The organism is Cytobacillus oceanisediminis, assembly GCF_004366035.1.
GTDB classification, from domain to species: domain Bacteria; phylum Bacillota; class Bacilli; order Bacillales; family Cytobacillaceae; genus Cytobacillus; species Cytobacillus oceanisediminis_C.
The window spans coordinates 1-17,175 of sequence record NZ_SOEE01000028.1 but is presented as its reverse complement, the minus strand read 5'-3'; the positions used below and the strand labels follow the sequence as shown (position 1 = coordinate 17,175).

At 39.7% G+C, this 17,175-nt stretch carries 12 protein-coding genes and 2 pseudogenes; 1 reads left to right on the top strand and 13 read right to left on the bottom strand.

The features are described from left to right. Nucleotides 1-611: response regulator transcription factor (locus tag DFO72_RS28215; protein ID WP_134177329.1), on the bottom strand; the 611-nt coding region annotated here is incomplete at its 3' end. 71 nt (nt 612-682) lie between these two features. After that, entirely contained in the window at nt 683-946 is a 264-nt protein-coding gene (locus DFO72_RS28210) for a hypothetical protein (RefSeq protein ID WP_113885693.1), read from the bottom strand. Between the two features lie 791 nt (nt 947-1,737). On the opposite strand from DFO72_RS28210, the pseudogene DFO72_RS28205 reads away from it, so the two are divergent. Next, nucleotides 1,738-2,015 (top strand): annotated as a pseudogene (locus DFO72_RS28205) (HU family DNA-binding protein). Between the two features lie 463 nt (nt 2,016-2,478). On the opposite strand, the gene DFO72_RS28200 reads toward DFO72_RS28205, so the two are convergent. The 11 genes and pseudogenes from DFO72_RS28200 to DFO72_RS30255 form a co-directional block, all read right to left on the bottom strand. Continuing rightward, nucleotides 2,479-3,303, bottom strand: a complete 825-nt coding sequence (locus tag DFO72_RS28200) for an alpha/beta fold hydrolase (RefSeq protein ID WP_113885694.1) — start codon at nt 3,301-3,303, stop codon at nt 2,479-2,481. Nucleotides 3,304-3,330: 27 nt separating this feature from the next. After that, nucleotides 3,331-4,224 carry an ABC transporter permease gene (locus DFO72_RS28195; protein WP_113885695.1) on the bottom strand — a complete coding sequence of 298 codons (894 nt, stop codon included), beginning with the start codon at nt 4,222-4,224 and terminating at the stop codon, nt 3,331-3,333. A gap of 12 nt (nt 4,225-4,236) precedes the next feature. Further along, nucleotides 4,237-5,184 (bottom strand): ABC transporter permease, encoded by a 948-nt coding sequence (locus DFO72_RS28190; RefSeq protein ID WP_113885696.1) that lies wholly within the window; start codon nt 5,182-5,184, stop codon nt 4,237-4,239. A 67-nt stretch (nt 5,185-5,251) separates the two neighbouring features. Further along, nucleotides 5,252-6,889, bottom strand: coding sequence for an ABC transporter substrate-binding protein (locus tag DFO72_RS28185; RefSeq protein ID WP_113885697.1), 1,638 nt, complete (start codon nt 6,887-6,889; stop codon nt 5,252-5,254). 23 nt (nt 6,890-6,912) lie between these two features. Then, the gene (locus DFO72_RS28180; protein ID WP_113885698.1) at nt 6,913-8,136 is read right to left on the bottom strand and encodes a dipeptidase; all 1,224 of its coding nucleotides are present in this window, start codon (nt 8,134-8,136) and stop codon (nt 6,913-6,915) included. 39 nt (nt 8,137-8,175) lie between these two features. After that, a complete protein-coding gene (locus DFO72_RS28175) occupies nt 8,176-9,219 on the bottom strand; it encodes an ABC transporter ATP-binding protein (RefSeq protein ID WP_166672573.1) in 1,044 nt (347 codons plus the stop codon). Then, on the bottom strand, nt 9,209-10,237 hold the full coding sequence (locus DFO72_RS28170; protein WP_113885700.1) for an ABC transporter ATP-binding protein: 1,029 nt from the start codon (nt 10,235-10,237) through the stop codon (nt 9,209-9,211). Before DFO72_RS28170 ends, DFO72_RS28175 begins: the two co-directional genes overlap by 11 nt. A gap of 18 nt (nt 10,238-10,255) precedes the next feature. Next, the gene (locus DFO72_RS28165) at nt 10,256-11,044 is read right to left on the bottom strand and encodes an IclR family transcriptional regulator (protein WP_113885701.1); all 789 of its coding nucleotides are present in this window, start codon (nt 11,042-11,044) and stop codon (nt 10,256-10,258) included. A gap of 1,070 nt (nt 11,045-12,114) precedes the next feature. Then, a complete protein-coding gene (locus tag DFO72_RS28160; protein ID WP_113885702.1) occupies nt 12,115-13,953 on the bottom strand; it encodes a PAS domain-containing sensor histidine kinase in 1,839 nt (612 codons plus the stop codon). 1,188 nt (nt 13,954-15,141) lie between these two features. Continuing rightward, complete coding sequence (locus DFO72_RS28155) at nt 15,142-15,936, bottom strand: cyclase family protein (protein WP_243856305.1); 795 nt, start codon at nt 15,934-15,936, stop codon at nt 15,142-15,144. A gap of 772 nt (nt 15,937-16,708) precedes the next feature. After that, a pseudogene (locus DFO72_RS30255) lies at nt 16,709-17,089 on the bottom strand (carboxymuconolactone decarboxylase family protein). Nucleotides 17,090-17,175: the final 86 nt, after the last annotated feature.

The following is a 17,175-nucleotide window of genomic DNA, read 5'->3' as shown; positions in this document are numbered from 1 at the left end:
CGTATATGCACCGTAACAGTTGTCGTATCAACATCAAATTCTGTTTGCCATACCTTATATAAAAGCTGAGAACGAGAGAATACTTGCTTCGGATGTGAAGCAAGCAGATTAAGCAAATCGAATTCCTTCATTGTTAATTCGATTCTCTTCCCTAAAAGAAACACTTCTCTATTTGCAGCATGAATTGTTATTGAATTTGCTTTAAGGATCATTTGATCATCTTTCTTATGTTTAGGGCTTTTACTGTACTCTAATAATCGACAAATTGCATTTATCCTTAACACTAATTCTCTAGGATTAAAAGGTTTTGTTATATAATCATTCGCCCCGATAGTCAACCCGATTAGCCGATCATATTCCTCACCTTTAGCTGTTAAAAACACAATGGGAATATCATCACTTTGACGAATTTTTTCACACACCTTCCACCCGTCTACATAAGGCATCATTAAATCTAAGATAATCACGTGAAACCTATTTTCACGCCAAAGCTGAAGAGCCTCCTCTCCATTATTAGCAGTTACAACCAAATAGCCTTCCCGTTCCAAATATCTACTGCATACATCTAAAATGGAAGGTTCATCATCTACAAGTAAGATGCGTTTTTTCAAGTACGTTTCATTCCTTTATTCATTTTACCTATATTTTATCATTCTCTTCTGTCAATGTAATAATTGTCAGATTACATTCCATCCTTCGTTTCTTCGCTCTTCATTCCATCTTCCATCATTTCTTCATTTTCCATCATTTCTTCATTTTCCATCATTTCTTCATTTTCCATATCACTTTCCTCATTCATGCCTTCTTCAGTTTCCATATCATCGCTCATTTCATCTTTGTTCATATTGCCTGTGGTTGAGATATCTTCGTCTGTATTCCCACAAGCAGCTAAGAATAATACTCCTACCATTGTCACCGCAATTAATAAAAATCTCCAATTTTTCATTTCAAAATCTCCTTTGTTCAATAATTTCGATTCGCTATTTATCTTACTACTTAAATCTTTCTTCAAAATATACAAAGTATTAAATAAGTCTTACAATTTAATAAATTTTATAAAATTCTTCAATCACGCCCAAAAGGATACATTCTCTAATTTAACTCCCTTACATTAGAAAGGAGCCTCGTTAATTAGTGCTTAACGGGCTCCTTTTTTATATAAACTTACAGTTTAGTAGACAAATTGGTTCTGGTGCATGAATTTCAAGAAAATTGCAAGCATTAAAACGTGGAAATACTGATATTAGTACTCTAAAAAAGGATATGATCAGTATGGAAAATAGAATGTCTTTATGTGGAACATTATCAACCTGATATTATTTTTTACCTTGAGATGCCGTGGACAATCTTAGTTTTCGCAATTTTGCTGAAATGATGGAAGAACGGGAACTCTTTATGGCCCATGCAACGATCATACGCTTTTATCCATTTTAATAAATTATTGGTCGGAACCTCAGGAAATACCCGGCGTTTTCCGAACCCCAGCTGTTGCATGGTATGTTGGCATAGAAATTGATGTAATCGGAGAGATCATTTATGGTGAGGCCTTCAATGTCATTCCCGACCACTTCTTTACCACACTCGATGTCTGGCTCAGCTGCTTCGCGGAAGGTTTCTACTGAAGCTGGGAAAGTAGTAAAATAGAAGAGATTATTTTTCTTGAAAATAAACATGCATATATGCTATTACTTAGATTGCAAGAGAAATTCTAATAAAGTTTTTCTAGAGGTGACCAAAATGAATAAAACAGAACTTGTCAATGCAGTTGCTGAACGTAGTGAGCTTTCCATAAAGGATGCTTCAAAAGCTGTTGATGCAGTATTTGAAACAATTACTAATGGATTAAAGGAAGGAAAAAAACCAAATTTTTAGGATTTGGCAACTTTGAGGTTCGTGAAAGATCTGCTCGCAAAGGCCGTAATCCACAAACTGGTGAAGAAATTGAAATTGCAGAAAGTAAAGTACCAAAATTTTCTCCAAGTAAAGTGTTAAAAGATGCGGTGAAAAGTAGCTAACACTGATAAATAATAGTAAAAGCCCTTCTGGAGAGGGGCTTTTGCTACGTAAATCACTTAAAGCATTGTACCGAATACTAATACTTAATGAGTCTCACCAATTAACAGATGCAGGAATAACGATAAAAGATTGGCAGATTACTTTGCCCCAGATTGAACCGACGATGATATTATTCCACGAATGCCTAAACCTGCTTCTAGGCCGCCGTATTCTCGTTGATAACCGCATTCATTTTTTTCGGAACTGTGAAACCCGCTACCCCATTTTTATAAGAATTGTCTCTCTCATTACCCATCCTCTTTTAATTTCGCTGTTTTGGTTTTTCTTACCCAAAAACGACCACACCCATTTTCAGCCAGAGAGAGTACACTTCTCATTTCAAAAAAATAGCACATTCCATTCTCCTAAAACAAATGCATTTATTTCATTTAAAAAGAAGTTAGTGAGCCTTGTCTGAAAGTATTAAGCTAAAAAATCTCGTACTGTTCGTAAATATGTTTCGTTTTCCTCATGCTGCGGTGAATGGCCGCTGTTTTCAAAAATGACTAGCTTGGAATTAGGCACATGCTCTGAAATCACCTCTGAACAGACAACCGGCGTAATCCAGTCATGCCTTCCGACGGTCACCAGCATCGGCACTGAAATCTTATGCAAAGCAGGAACAACATTAAAGTTAGGCTTATTGTATCGGAACGCATAATTGTGAGTTTCATAGCGATAATAAATCGATTCCAATCGAGCATTCACCGCTTCTTCGTCATATTTCACTGTGTATAACGGCTGAATCGCAGAGAACATTTCCTTGAGCTCTTCATCGGATTGTACCAGACCGTCGAATAATCGATGGATCCCCTCCTCCGTAATGCCAGGCAAATCACTCTCCAACGCTTGATCAATCGATAAATGGTCAAACGTATTATCCGCCGAAGTGTCACGTAATAACACATGAGTTACATTGTCCGGATACCTAAGCACATACTCCAATGTTAAAAACCCACCATAAGAGCCGCCCAAAATCTTAATGGGACCCCCAACTAGCTGCTTTCTTATTTCTTCGATATCCGCAGTCCATTGTTCATGGGTAAATGGCGGTTTTCCCTCCGAACGGCCAGAACCTCTCATGTCCATGAACACAAGCCGATATTGGTCGCCCATCTCAGAAAAGGCCTTGATGTCGCCGCGGCAATCCCCTAATCCTGGCGCCCCATGAATAAAAAATATCGTTTCCCCTTCAGGATTTCCGTGAATCTCGTAATATAATTCATTATCATTAACGGTAATAAACATTCTCCTATACACCCCTTAATAATAACATCACTTCTTAACAAACTTTGGATCTAAGGCGTCACGTAGGCCATCGCCTAAAAAGTTATAAGCCAGCACAACCACCGTTATCGCAATACCTGGAAGGACTCCAAGGATTGGTGCTGTCCAGATGTATTGTTGGGAATTTTGTAGCATATTCCCCCAAGTTGCAGTCGGAGGCTGAATCCCCAATCCGAGATAACTAATTGCACTTTCTGTTAAAATTGCTCCCGCAATCGTTAACGTACCCGCCACGATAATGGAAGGAATGATTTGTGGGATAATATATCGGGTCAAAATCCGAAATGGTGTCGCCCCAGAAGCATTTGCCGCTTCAACAAATTCATATTGCTTCCATTTCAACGTTTCGCCATACACGACCCTGGCAATTTCCATCCAGCTAGAAAAAGCAATGACCAGTACCACCATCAATGGGCTTGTTCCAATTACAGTGAGGGCTACCAGCACAAAGAAAAATGTTGGGATTGCCATCATCGCTTCCGTTAGCCTCATTAATACAGCTTCTACGACCTTCCCCATAAAGCCGGCACATGCCCCGATCACCGTACCAATCAAAAGAGAACACAACATTGCCCCTAAACCGACAACCAATGTAACCCGACCTCCAGTGAGCATTCTTGCAAACACATCGCGGCCGAGGTCGTCCGTACCAAATGGATGCTGCAAGGACCAGCCTGCTAAAGCACCTGCCTGCTGAAGATCTTCAGGATTAACGGTCCAAAGGAATGGTCCCAAGAATACAACTATATGAATCAGAACCAGGAACCAAAGCGATAAATAAGTGACTCTATTTTCACGCAAGCGGCTTAATAATGTAGATTTCTTATTTTTCACCTGTGTCTTCACATCAGCTTGAATGGTTGATTGAGTTGAAACTTCCATCCTGCTCACCTCTTATACGTTCTTCACTCTTGGGTCAACCCTAGAATAGAGAAAATCGACAATTAAATTACAAAAAACCACGACTAGCGTGATCATCACGGTTATCCCCATAACGAGCGGATAATCCCTTCCCCGAGCTGCTTCAATAATTAACGTACCAATGCCAGTCCATCCAAAAATAGCTTCGGTGATGACGGCTCCACTTAGCAGGCGTGGGATCAGCATGCCAATAATCGTGATAATCGGGATCAATGCATTCCTTAAGGCATGAACATATAACACAACTGACTCCTTCGCTCCTTTGGCCCTTGCTGTTCGGATGTAATTCTGAGACGTTACTTCTAACATTGACGAACGAGTGAAGCGGACGATATGAGGTAGTACCGTTGTGGTTAAAATTAGGACAGGCATAATCAAATGTGAAATCCAACCCCATAGTTCAAAATCTTCTCCACGAGGGCCCACCCCTGATGATGGCAGCCATTTGAACGTAATTGAAAACAGTAAAATCAACATAAGTCCGAGCCAAAAAGCTGGAACGGACAAACCAATAACACTCACAAAATTGATGACATGGTCTCCGACCTTTCCCCGCTTAACCGCAGAAATAACGCCAAAGAAGATTCCTAGAATGACAGATATAACAATGGTAAAAATCGTTAGTTCGATTGTGTAAGGAAGACGCTCCATGATACGTTGGATGACCGGCTCACTAGATGTAAAAGAGGTCCCAAAATCACCATGGAGTCCATTTTTTAACCACTCGACATAACGAATGTGTACCGGTTGATCTAATCCTAATTTTTCAACAATTGCCTGGCGTTCTTCTTCAGTGGCTTCCATCCTCATCGTACTGGACGGGCCGCCTGGAGCCAGATTCACTAGAAAAAAGGTGATGAGGGTAACAATCAGTAATAAAATGGCACTTTGTCCAGCGCGGTTGATCATAAATCTAAGCACATCGTCTCCTCCTCTCTCCTTATTAGGAATGGAAGTGTACCGCTATGTACACTTCCATCAGATAAGTTTATTCCTCGATATACCACTCGTTGATATAATGGAGGGCATCTCCAAATGCCAAATCCGGAACACCCTTTAGCTTTTCCACACGGACCTGTGCCTCTTGCGGATACCATAGGAAGATATATGGAAGTTGTTCAGCCATCATCTTTTGAGCTTCCAGGTATATTTCTTTACGCTTCTCCACGTCGCTTTCCTGTGCCCCGGCATCTAACAACTTATCCAACTCTGAGTTCTGATAAGCTGGAATATTATTTCCTTTCACGTTGGCAGAATGCATGTAAGCCGATAGATCGGGATCGGAAGGATATCTCCACCAGTTCAAGCTCATTTCGTAATTACGCTTGACAACGACATCCTGGATCATCGCATTCCATTCCATCGTATTGAGTTTGACATCAAGACCTACTGCCTTCAAGTATTGCTGCACCATTTGTGACACGGCCTCTATATCTCCTTGTATTCCAATCTTGAAATCAATCGTAAACTTCTTGCCATCCTTATCGAGCAATCCATCACCATTCGTATCTTTTAAGCCTGCTTCCGCCAGAAGTTTCTTTGCCTGTTCAGGATCGTATTCATATCTCTTTACATCATCGGTATAGTACTCTTTCAACGCTGGAGCGATCCCTGTGTCGGCAATGGTTCCGTATCCCTTTAACACAGTATCAATGATATTTTGACGGTCGATCGCGTGAAGAACGGCTTGCCTAACCTTTACGTCTTGGAATTGTTCCAATTGCTGATTCAAAATGATCCAGAAGAATCGTGTGGTATCCCTTGCAACTACCTCAACACCCTCAGCATTTTTAATTCGGTCAATCGCAGCAAGATCATCTAGGGCAAAAATGGATAGCTCACCACTTAGAAGCTGTGCTACGTGAGTATTTGCGTCGGCTAGCACTTTGTATTCAACTTCGTCTAAGTATGCTTTTTCACCATAGTAATCATCATTACGTTCTAACACGACACTTTGTCCGGAAGTATAGCTCTTGATCTTGAATGAACCAGTACCTACCGGTTTTTGCTTGTTAAAGGAAGTAAGCTCCCATGGATCTTGTCCTTCAAAAATATGTTTCGGAATGATCTCGGTGTTAAAGCTTAAATATGCTGGTAACGCCGCGACTGGAGATTCCAAAATAAATTTGACAGTGTAGTCGTCAACAACTTGAACCTCTTTCAACTTTTGAAAATATGAGGAGTTATTCGCACCTAGTTCTTTGTTCAAGGCGACTTCATTAAATGTAAAGGCAACGTCTTCTGCGGTGAACTTCTCACCGTCATGCCATTTTACATCGTCTCTTAGAATAAATGTCCATTCCAATCCATCTTCAGAAGTAGACCAATCTTTAGCTAGGTCTGGAGCAGGTAATAAATCTTTCCCTGGCTGTGTTAACCCTGAGAAAATAACCCGGTTAATGACATTTGATTCTGCATAGGCAATTGGATGCCAAGGGTTAAAGGTTGGATCAGCGACAATTGGAATAGTAACCTTTCCTCCTTTTCTCGGCCCGTTGGTGGTTTCTTCCGAGCCTTCACCTGAGGAGGTGGTGGAGCTGCTACCACCTCCGTAGTTACAGCCAGAAAAAAGAAGAACAAAGGAAAGTAAAAACAAACTAAGTATTTTCAACTTTTTAGACTTCATTTTTATCGTTCCTCTCAAATTTATTACTTTGCCCACGTTGCTTCTAATACACGTAGAATGTTACCGCCAACAACTTTGCGGATATCTTCACGGCTGTAACCTTTTTTTACTAACCAGCGAATGATATTCGGCAAACATTCCGCCGGATTTTCAAGTCCTTCTACCCATTTCACTTTCGGGAAGGAGTTGCCGCCATGCGAGCTCTTAATGGAAAGTTGTTTCGTTAATAATTCGTGGATACTGACATGATCACCGAACAGAGTATCTGGACCGAAGGCAACATGGTCAATTCCCGCATAATTCGCTACATATTCAAAATGCTCCATGAATGATTCGATCGAATGGGTTAGGTTAGTTCGTGTAATCGTGGTATGTGGTGCTGCTTCAATCGCTATCACTCCACCTTTTTCCGCACAAGCCTTCAGAACGGTGTCTGGCTTTAGGCGATTCGAATTCCATAATGCACGAGCCCCAGAATGGTTAATCGTAACCGGCTTATCACTGTGTTCAATCGTATCCAAGGATGTCAGATCGCTAGAATGAGAGACGTCGATGGTAATGCCCAGTTTATTCATCCGACGCACGGCTTGTTTTCCAAATACCGTTAAACCGCCATCTCTTGTCTCTCTTAAACCAGAACCTAATTGGTTCGCTTCGGAATAAACAATTCCCATTGTACGAACTCCAAATCCATAGAGGATGTCTAAGCGGTCGAGTTCGTTTTCAATCATCGTGCAAGATTCTAATGCCGCGACAAAGGCAATTTTCCCTTCCTTCTTTGCACGGTAAAGGTCCGCAATTCGTTCTGCTTTAATTACCATATCCTGGTGAGCAATATCACTGAAACGGATTCCAAGGTCATGAATGACATCGGACCATTTCCATCCAGCTTGTGAGGTGACCATCGCTGTTCCATCCATGAAGTTCTCAAAAATAACATCCAAACCGGATTGACTTAGTGCTTCAAAGCCAGTCCAATCACGGCCTTGTCTTCTAAACTCGTAAAATTCATTTAGATTCTCTGGCATAACAAAAGTATGCTCATGCATGCTAATGATGTTGTCTTCTTCTAAAATCGTTTGCACGAGTTCTTCCTGATCCTCTGACACCGGATAAACATAAGGCTCCACACGGTCGTTTTCTTTGGAAAGCTTGTACTCTTTGTAATCTTCACCCTCATCTAAATACTGGAAAGATTTGTAGCCATCATAGATTTTCTTGTTTCCTTGCTTGATTACTTTTGTCATTTTTCAAAACTCCTTTTATTTAAATTTTTAATAGAAACCTTAACTATTTACAGATCCTCTGGAGACAATCACTTCTTTAAGGGTTTGTCCATCCTCAAGCGGATAATGGCAAGAGACAAAATGGTTAGTTCGGACTTCTGTTAATCCTGGGACCTCCGCTTTGCATCGTTCCTTTGCCAGCGGGCAGCGCGTTCGGAAGGTACATCCTGATGGCGGTGATGCTGGTGATGGAACTTCGCCTTTTAAAATAATTCGTTCTTTCTTTAACCTTGGATCCACTTCTGGAACTGTTGATAACAAGGCAGCTGTATAAGGATGGGCAGGTGAATCGAATATATTGTCTGTTTCAGATAATTCAACGATTTTACCCAAATACATGACACCTACTCGGTCGGAAATGTGTCTGACCACATTGAGTCCGTGAGCAATAAACAACATTGTCAGTCCAAGATCCTTTTTCAGTTTCATCAGTAAATTTAGTACTTGGGATTGAACCGATACGTCCAGTGCGGAAACCGGTTCGTCGGCCACGATAAATTCGGGATTCAGGGCAAGTGCCCTGGCAATTCCAACCCGCTGCCGCTGCCCTCCCGAAAATTCGTGAGGGAAACTTGTGTTTCGACTTGGGTCTAAACCAACCAGCTCAAGCATTTCCTTTACCCGATTCTCTTTCTCCGCCCCTTTGGCAAATCCGTGGATGTCATACATTTCTCCAATGACTTGACCGATGGTAAAGCGTGGATTCAACGAACTGAAAGGATCTTGATATATAATCTGCATCTGTTTACGAAGCTTTCGCAGTTCACGATTTTTATATGTTAAAATATTCCTATCGTTAAAATAAACTTTTCCACCGGAAGGCTCCTGGAGTCGCAAAATGTTCCTGCCTAAAGTCGATTTCCCACAGCCGGACTCACCAACCAATCCTAACGTCTCCCCTTTGTAAATCGTAAACGAGACGTCATCCACCGCTTTGATGACCTTCTTCTTCTTGTTAAAATAACCACCGCTTTTAACCGTGAAATGTTTCTTTAAATTCTCGATCTTCAATAGTGGTTCTTTAGAAGGTTGATTAGGATTCAATCGGTACACCTCCCTCTGTGTTAATCGCTAACAGATCTTTTTCAATCAGTTCATCTACATGCCAGCAGGCAACTTGCCTAGTCCCTCTTGTTTCCAATGCCGGTTCTTGTTGATTACATTTCTTGGTAGCAAACGGACATCTCGGAGAAAACCGGCAACCTGGAGGTACCTCATTCAGCCTCGGGATGGATCCTATGATAGATTTCAGTGGAACGCCGCGTTCGCCAGCCATTCGTGGTACTGACTCCAATAATCCTTTCGAATACGGATGTAATGGCTGGTCAAAAAGATCCTTCGTTTCGGCAACCTCCATGACTTTCCCCGCATACATGATGATGATTCGCTTCGCCATTTCAGCTGCGACGCCAATATCATGGGTGATCAGCATGATCGACATGCCCCGTTCTTCCCTTAGCGAACGTAATAGCTCCAAAATCTGTGCTTCAATAGTTACATCGAGGGCAGTCGTCGGTTCGTCGGCAATCAAAAGATCGGGCTCCGAGGCCAACGCGATTGCAATCATGACCCTCTGCCTCATTCCCCCTGATAGCTCATGGGGATATTGCTTTAACCGCTGCTTGGGATCCGAGATCCCGACCAGCCGGACAAGCTCCTCCGCCCGTTGCCAGGCCTCTTTTTTACCCGTCGAACGATGAAATAAAATCGCCTCCGTGATTTGCTTACCAATGGTAAATACGGGATTAAGAGCTGTTAGAGGTTCCTGGAATATCATCGATATCTTAGAACCGCGTATCTGCCTCATCTCTTCATTGCTTTTCTTCGATAACTCTTCCCCGCAAAAAAGGATTTGGCCGTCAAGAATCTTCCCGTTTTCAAATTCAACGAGGCGCATAATGCTCATCGATGTAACACTCTTCCCGCTGCCAGATTCTCCGACAATGCAGATCGTTTCCCCTTTTTCGAGATCGAAGGATACCCCGTCGACCGCTTTCACGAAACCGTCCTTCCCTTGATAGCCAGTAACCAGATTTTTCACTTCGAGAATCTTGTTGCTCATGCAACATCCTCCTCTTTGCTAGGTTATATTTTTAAGAAGATAGTCTCTCCTAGATGGGAAAAATACTTTGCTAAAGATGTTATCAATCTTATCGATATAATCGTTTAAAACCGGCAGCACCTTTTCAGCTTGTTCTTTTGTAAACCGGTAACTAGGTCCAGCCACCGAAATCGAGCCAAGAACATTTTTTTTCGGATCAAACACCGGAACGGAAATAGCGGCAGCGTCGTTAAGCGTTTCGCCGGCTGTGTAAAACCAACCTTGCTGACGAATGAACTCCATTGTTTCAAGGAATGGTTTCTTCGATACGAGTTGTGGCGCATTGTCCAAAATCCCTTGATTAATGATCCTGTTCTGTACTTCGTCTGGAAGGTGGGCAAGAATCACCTTGTGAGAGGCACCGATATAAAGTGGTCCCCTTTTCCCAACGGACTCTGCAAACCTGACCTGATGCTCACTCTCGACAATCTTGACGAACAGTCCTTCCTCATTATCAATCACCGTAAAAACAACACTTTCTCCGGTTTCTACCGAAATATTCTTCATTATCGGATTGATTAAATCTGATATCCTTAGTCGCTCCTCGACTGTATTGCTAAGTTGAATAAACTTAATTCCCAGCTCATATTTATGCGTTTCTGGGTTCTGAAAAATATACCCCTCTTCTTCAAACGTCTTCAAAAGCCGGTGAACAATCGTATGGCTCATTTCTAGTTCCCTAGCAATATCTCGCAATCCCCAAGCTGGACGATCGGGCGTAAACACATCCAAAATACTTAATGCCTTACTAACTGTCTTTGAACTCATCTATCCACTTCCTTTTGGTTCGATAATAGAACCAATATTCTAAATTTTGAATTAATTAACTATAATATAGCATATTTTTAATAATTTTCAATTAATTTCGATAACTTTTCTGGCTTTTTTTCGCGAAACGAAATACTTTAATAAAATTACACACTTTTCTTCGAAACAACAGCTTACAGTAGAACATAAAAAAACAGGATCTCTGTCAATATGACAAAAAATCCTGTTAATCATTTCCGTTTAATCAGGGATCTCCACGGTTTCGTTTATATATTTTTTCAAGTTGTTAGCAGCCCCCCCTTACTTCACAGGGGAAGAAGAGTGTACAGTACATAAAAAGGCTGTAATGATTTGGATAGCAACTTTTATGATGTTGATTCAACTTTACGCGGAAAAAAGATTCAGGTTCTTTTCAACCTGTTGATCTATCCTATATACAAATTTGGAAAGTCGGACATTTGCATTTACGAGCATTACCCTCCCTTATAATGAATAGTTTATCGGACTTACAAAAGCTGATATCTTACAGGCACATCCACTCATCTCATCATTTATGTCACATGATAGAATAGTGTTAATTAGAACATCGATATCTGCAATTGGTTCTTTATGATAAATTGAAGGTACAAAGTTATCTATATGCTTGTATAGTTGATGAACCTCCTATAGAAGTGAGCATAATTAAAGGTAGCCTTTTTTAGTAGCAATTTGAACACTACTTCCTCCGATACTTAATAACCATGTATCTGGCTTGACTGAACTATTGGTGTAGCCTTTAATCCATAAAATGGATGATCTTGTTGGTAAGTTATCTTCTATATAGTGCAGTAGCTCCTCAATTTACTGTAGGTAGTTATTAGAATTCCAATCTCCACCATTTTTCAATGCTTTGCTGCTAAAGGTGTGCCTCCAGGTGACTTACTGATCCTGAATCGATTCTTTCAGGTGCCAGAGCTTCTAATACTTTAAACGGGGACAAGTAAAAAATATAGCGATTTAAGAAAAGGAACAATCGTCTAGGAAGGTCCCTTTTTCTAAGATATGTTTAGCAACAGTCTTGTATCAAAAAATTAAAATATTGGCAAAATTACTTCAACTATTGTTCCTTTTTTATCACTCCTGATCTGAAGGGTCCCATTATGATTTTCTATGATTTGTTTCGAGATCATTAACCCAAGTCCGGTGCCTGTCTCTTTTGTGGTGAAAAAAGGTTCGTAAATGCGATTTAATATATGGTCTGGAATTCCACTACCCTCATCAATAAACAACAACTTTAACTTATCAATCCCATGACTCCGTAATTCAATGGTGATTTTTCCACCGTCTGGCATTGCTTCGATAGAATTCTTCAGGAAGTTAATAAACACTTGCTTTAATTGATTTTCATCACAAAAAATGGAGAAAATATTCGTTTCATATAATGTTATGATTTCGATATTGTTCATAAGTGCTTGTGTATCTATAAGAGTTTTAACACTTTCAAGTATTTGTTCAATGTCACTTTTGACAAATTTCATATCCTGTGGTTTAGCAAGAGTCAAAAGCTCAGATAATATGATTTCAATTCTATCCATTTCAGAAGTAATAATATCAAAATATGTCTTATCATCGGTAAGCTTCGCTTCCATAAGTTGTAAAAACCCTTTAATTGCAGTAAGTGGGTTCCGAATCTCATGAGCAATTCCTGCTGCAAGCTGCCCAGCTACTGTTAACTTTTCCGATTGGAGTAGTAACTGTTGTGTTTGTATTCTTTTGGAAATATCTCGAATAAACAGGTGAATTGCTGGCTCATTTTGAAAAACAGTTGATACCGGTTTGACCTCCACCTCCAAAATACTCCCATCCATTCGATAAATTTTGTAATCCTTAAAGTCAACCGTTTGTCCATTCATTACTTGATGAATTCTTCTTTGAGCTGAGGTTATATATTCTTTATGTAAAAAGTCAAAAATACTTTTATTCTGTAATTCTTCTTTGGTTGCGGCACCTAAAAGTTCTAAGCTTGAGTCATTGCTAAAGACAATAATAGAATCCTTTACAACAATAATAGCGTCGGGAGTGTGTTCGATTATATTTCGATAGCGTGCCTCACTGTTTCTTATATCTTCTTCGGCTTTTTTTCTGTCCGAAATATCCCTTATTACGCTAATGATTTCTTTTACATGATTCGTATTAAAATCAATTAGCGGCTTACATAGGCACTCAACCCAAATGTAACCTCCATTCTTTTTCCGGACTCGATAAGTATCAACACCGATTTCTTTTTTTTTAAGCACATTTGTTAGGTTACTTCTTGCTTTTTCTAAATCCTCACTATGTATCAAACCGAAACTTGTTGTTCCAAGTAATTCATCTGGAGTATATCCAAGGATCTGGAGGAAAGCAGGAGAAATATAGATAAAATCCCCATCTAAACCTGTGGTGGTAATCATGCCCAAGGAATTATTTTTCAGCAGTTGATAGAGAAATTCTTTTTCATCTAACTTTCTCCTCGTATGCTTGATTTCTGTGATATCTTTAGCAACTCCGTAAACACCTAAGATCTCACTTCCGACGACAACTGGAAAGAGAGTGAACTTAAGATCAACACGATTTTGATTACTATGAAAAATCGAACAATCAAAGTTCTGTATACTTCCTTTAAGTGCAAGCTCAAAGTGATGTAAAGATTTATCAGCATGTTTGGACCCCATTAATTTTTGTAAGGTCATTTGGGTTAATTCTTCACTACTGTATCCGGATAATTTCTCAAATGCTCGATTTGGTTTGATAATTTGGCCCTCTATGTCGATCACAAAAACGATATCAGGAGTGCAATCAATAATAGATTTATAGTGGAGAGGATTTACCTCTAAATACTTTAATAATAATTGTCTTTTTTCTTTAAATGAAAATGTAGAACTGTTCATTTTTTTCTATCAGTCCTTTTTTTATGTATAGGCATAGGTATTATTCATTCTCCATACTAGATATTTAAATGCAAAAAGCCAAAATAGAAGTATCATTCGTCACTTCCATTTCGGCTTATGATAGTTTCCGCTCTTCTATTTGTCTAGGTCATTTCCACCTTAGTTTGTTGGTTTTAATATAAGAGAAACGAGACTTTTGTATAAGTGTAAATACCAATCTACAAAGATATCCATTACCTTTGTATTCAAAATATTTTCAAATCAACCATTATTATTATGTAAACTTTTTTCAGATCTCTCGGACTGCTATTGTTCCTTAACATGTCCAAAAAGCTGCACTTGTACATCCTCAGGTGCGTTGGTGACAAACATTTCCTTCTCTTGAATCAATTACACTTTTAATACCATTATTTCACTCCTTTGTATTTTTTGTAGTGTTCACTCCATTTTACCAGTGCTATCTTAACAATTTTTTTTTGTAGTGTCAACTCCATTTGATTGAATAAGATAGTCCACAGTGGCCAAGTGTTCGACTCCTGGTTCGCCAAGTTCACGCGCTCTTTACATCACGAAGAGCCCTCTGCACCAAGTCTAATTTCGGATATCTGTAACCGTCTGTACCCCACGATTTACAATGCCTCCCACAGGAATTTTTATCTACTGAAGAAGAAGATATAGACAAAGGAAATGAAGTTGAACCTTTCCAAAAAGGGATCTCAATCCAGTTATTAGAAATACAAAATAAAGGGAAAATAAAAAATACCCCAAAAGAGTCGTCATTTAACGACCTTTTGCGCCAGCCTCTAATATTTATAGGTATATATTTTCTTCTTTACTCCTCGTGTAATTCCTAATAAAAAGGGTTCAGGTGCAAATACTTGAATAAAATATAAAAAAGCAAAGGATTTCTAGTGACCCCCGGTCCTAAGTAACTAGTCCCAACAGTTGAAAGATGAATTCTTTTTGATTTTGGTCAAACATCTCTCTTTGAAGAGTGGGTCCTTTTTTGATCATGTGCATAGCCGCTATCCGCGAAATAATTCGTTTAGCAGTCCATAAGGACTTTAATCCAAGCATCGGTTGGAATTCGATTTCTAATAAAGTGATGGTCTTGCGGACTTGATCATCTACCTTGTCACTATGCCTGATAAGAAATTTGGGCCGTTGACAATACCCAGTGAATTTATTTTAATCTTCCAGTATAGCTACAACCCGAGCCCAACCAGCACTTGCCTTTTCGATGTTGACTGGAAAGGCTGAAACCTTAAACCCGTATGGTTTGGGTAGCTGATCCAAATTGGTTAGTTTTTCGATCTGCAAGTATTCTTTTTCTCGTCCAAGCAAGTGAGCTTCCCAAAACTGAGTTTGCCCCTCCAATGCTTCTTTTGCTAATACGTTAAAGGGTCTATCTAACCCCCAAGCATCGATTCCTATCATTTTTACTCCATGATTCACTAACCATTCAGTCGACGAACGAATCAAACCAGGATGTTGGAATTCATAGCCTTTATTTTCAAAATACTTCGAAGCATCTGTGCGAATCAATACAATATCATAAGGTTTCAGCTTATATTCAATTCGGGTAAGTTCAACTTGTAAATCATCAATTGTTATGGCTTCTCCTGCCTGCTTATGAGTCATACTCAGTACAACACCATCTCCATAACACCAAGAAAGTGGTACCTCATCAATTGTTCGTGCTGGTTCTCCACTTTCCATAGTCGACCCATAATGATAAGGTGCATCAATATGAGTACCACTGTGAGTCGAAAGCTCAACATCTTCTACCGCCCACCCCTCTCCTTCTGGCCAATACTCCTCCCCAATCCCTAAAAACTTCTTAGTAGTTCTTACTGCTTGTTTGTGAGAGGAGTATTTGATTTTATGAGGACTCGGCTCGAATTCTGACGTACTATTTTTTAACTTATCACTCAAATCAATCAGGGTCATACTTTTTCCATTTCTCTCTACCGTTTCTCTCATTATGTCACTCCTTATTTTTACTCAGATATTCATTTCAATACCGACATGAATCGTTTAGCCGGCTATGTATTTTGTCTCCGCTGACTTTTGCTACTGCTTCCCCGATAATCTGTTGGAACTGGATGCAGCTAAACGGTTTAGTTTCACAATTGGTGTCCGGCCAACAAGGTATGCGATTGACAGTCATCGGTTTAGTGCTCGGTGACGCTTCACATCCATGCAAAAAAAATACCTTGCGGCGCTCCTGCCTGCCTGAACGGAATCAACTCATAGTTTCTTCTCTCCATGTTCATTTTATTGATAAATAAGTAATGTCAGCTTCAATAAACCCATGAGAAAGCGAATTGACTGTAATATTCCGGATTGCTAATTCGTTAACCTAGCCTGCTTTTGATGCTGCATAGTTCGCTTTAACAGGATTCTGCATCACCAGCCACTGAGCTTATGTTGATGATTCGATCTTTTGGTGTGTTTAATCAATGTAGCATAACTGTTTTTGATCAAAGAAAAACACCTTTAAGATGGAAGCGTAAATACTTATAAACACATAAATATGAGGAGTGCCAGCAAAGCTGACACCACCCCCAATAAGAAAATGTCACAGTAATTACAATTTTCAAAAAGTTAAATACCTCCAAAACGCACGCCGCCTTCCTGTATTGGAGGTGGGTTAAATAAAAGATTTATTCAACAATCGCGCCCGTTTGCTGAAGATAAACAATAGTATTAAGTGTAACCTAACCGAACACTAACAGATGCTCGCTGAAAGTTATTATGTTTCAGTTGCTTTATTCCCTATTGCAATAGAAATTCTATTCCAAGTGTTAGCGTGAATAATTATTGGAACAAGGTCAACATACTGTTTTTCGTCATAGTGCTCACGTACTCGTTGATCAAGCTCTTCTGGAACACGTATTGTCGGAATTAAAGTTACTTACTCTGTCGACTCAAGAGCCACCTTTTCACCATCTGTGTAAAATTTGCGCTCTCTTGAAGCACATGCAATATAAAGGTTGTTCCGTTTTTACCATTTTTTAAGCATCAGATGTATGCATGTTAATACAATATGCACTTCCATTTATTTGAGAAGCCCAATTTTTAAAAGTTCACGAAGTTTACGGTCCATACCTGTTGTTTTCGTATTCTTCTCCATTCACATCATTATTTTAAGTGCCTCTGGTGCGCTAATCTTGAAGCAGCATCTTCAGCTTCTTTATATGCTTTTTGTAATACTTCATT

Bases quoted from the DNA above. Each gene is read 5' to 3' on its own strand.
- DFO72_RS28160 (WP_113885702.1), bottom strand. From the start codon at position 13,953: ATGAACAGTTCTACATTTTCATTTAAAGAAAAAAGACAATTATTATTA.
- DFO72_RS28195 (WP_113885695.1), bottom strand. From the start codon at position 4,224: ATGGAAGTTTCAACTCAATCAACCATTCAAGCTGATGTGAAGACACAG.
- DFO72_RS28170 (WP_113885700.1), bottom strand. From the start codon at position 10,237: ATGAGCAACAAGATTCTCGAAGTGAAAAATCTGGTTACTGGCTATCAA.
- DFO72_RS28185 (WP_113885697.1), bottom strand. From the start codon at position 6,889: ATGAAGTCTAAAAAGTTGAAAATACTTAGTTTGTTTTTACTTTCCTTT.
- DFO72_RS28165 (WP_113885701.1), bottom strand. From the start codon at position 11,044: ATGAGTTCAAAGACAGTTAGTAAGGCATTAAGTATTTTGGATGTGTTT.
- DFO72_RS28180 (WP_113885698.1), bottom strand. From the start codon at position 8,136: ATGACAAAAGTAATCAAGCAAGGAAACAAGAAAATCTATGATGGCTAC.
- DFO72_RS28200 (WP_113885694.1), bottom strand. From the start codon at position 3,303: ATGTTTATTACCGTTAATGATAATGAATTATATTACGAGATTCACGGA.
- DFO72_RS28155 (WP_243856305.1), bottom strand. From the start codon at position 15,936: ATGAGAGAAACGGTAGAGAGAAATGGAAAAAGTATGACCCTGATTGAT.
- DFO72_RS28210 (WP_113885693.1), bottom strand. From the start codon at position 946: ATGAAAAATTGGAGATTTTTATTAATTGCGGTGACAATGGTAGGAGTA.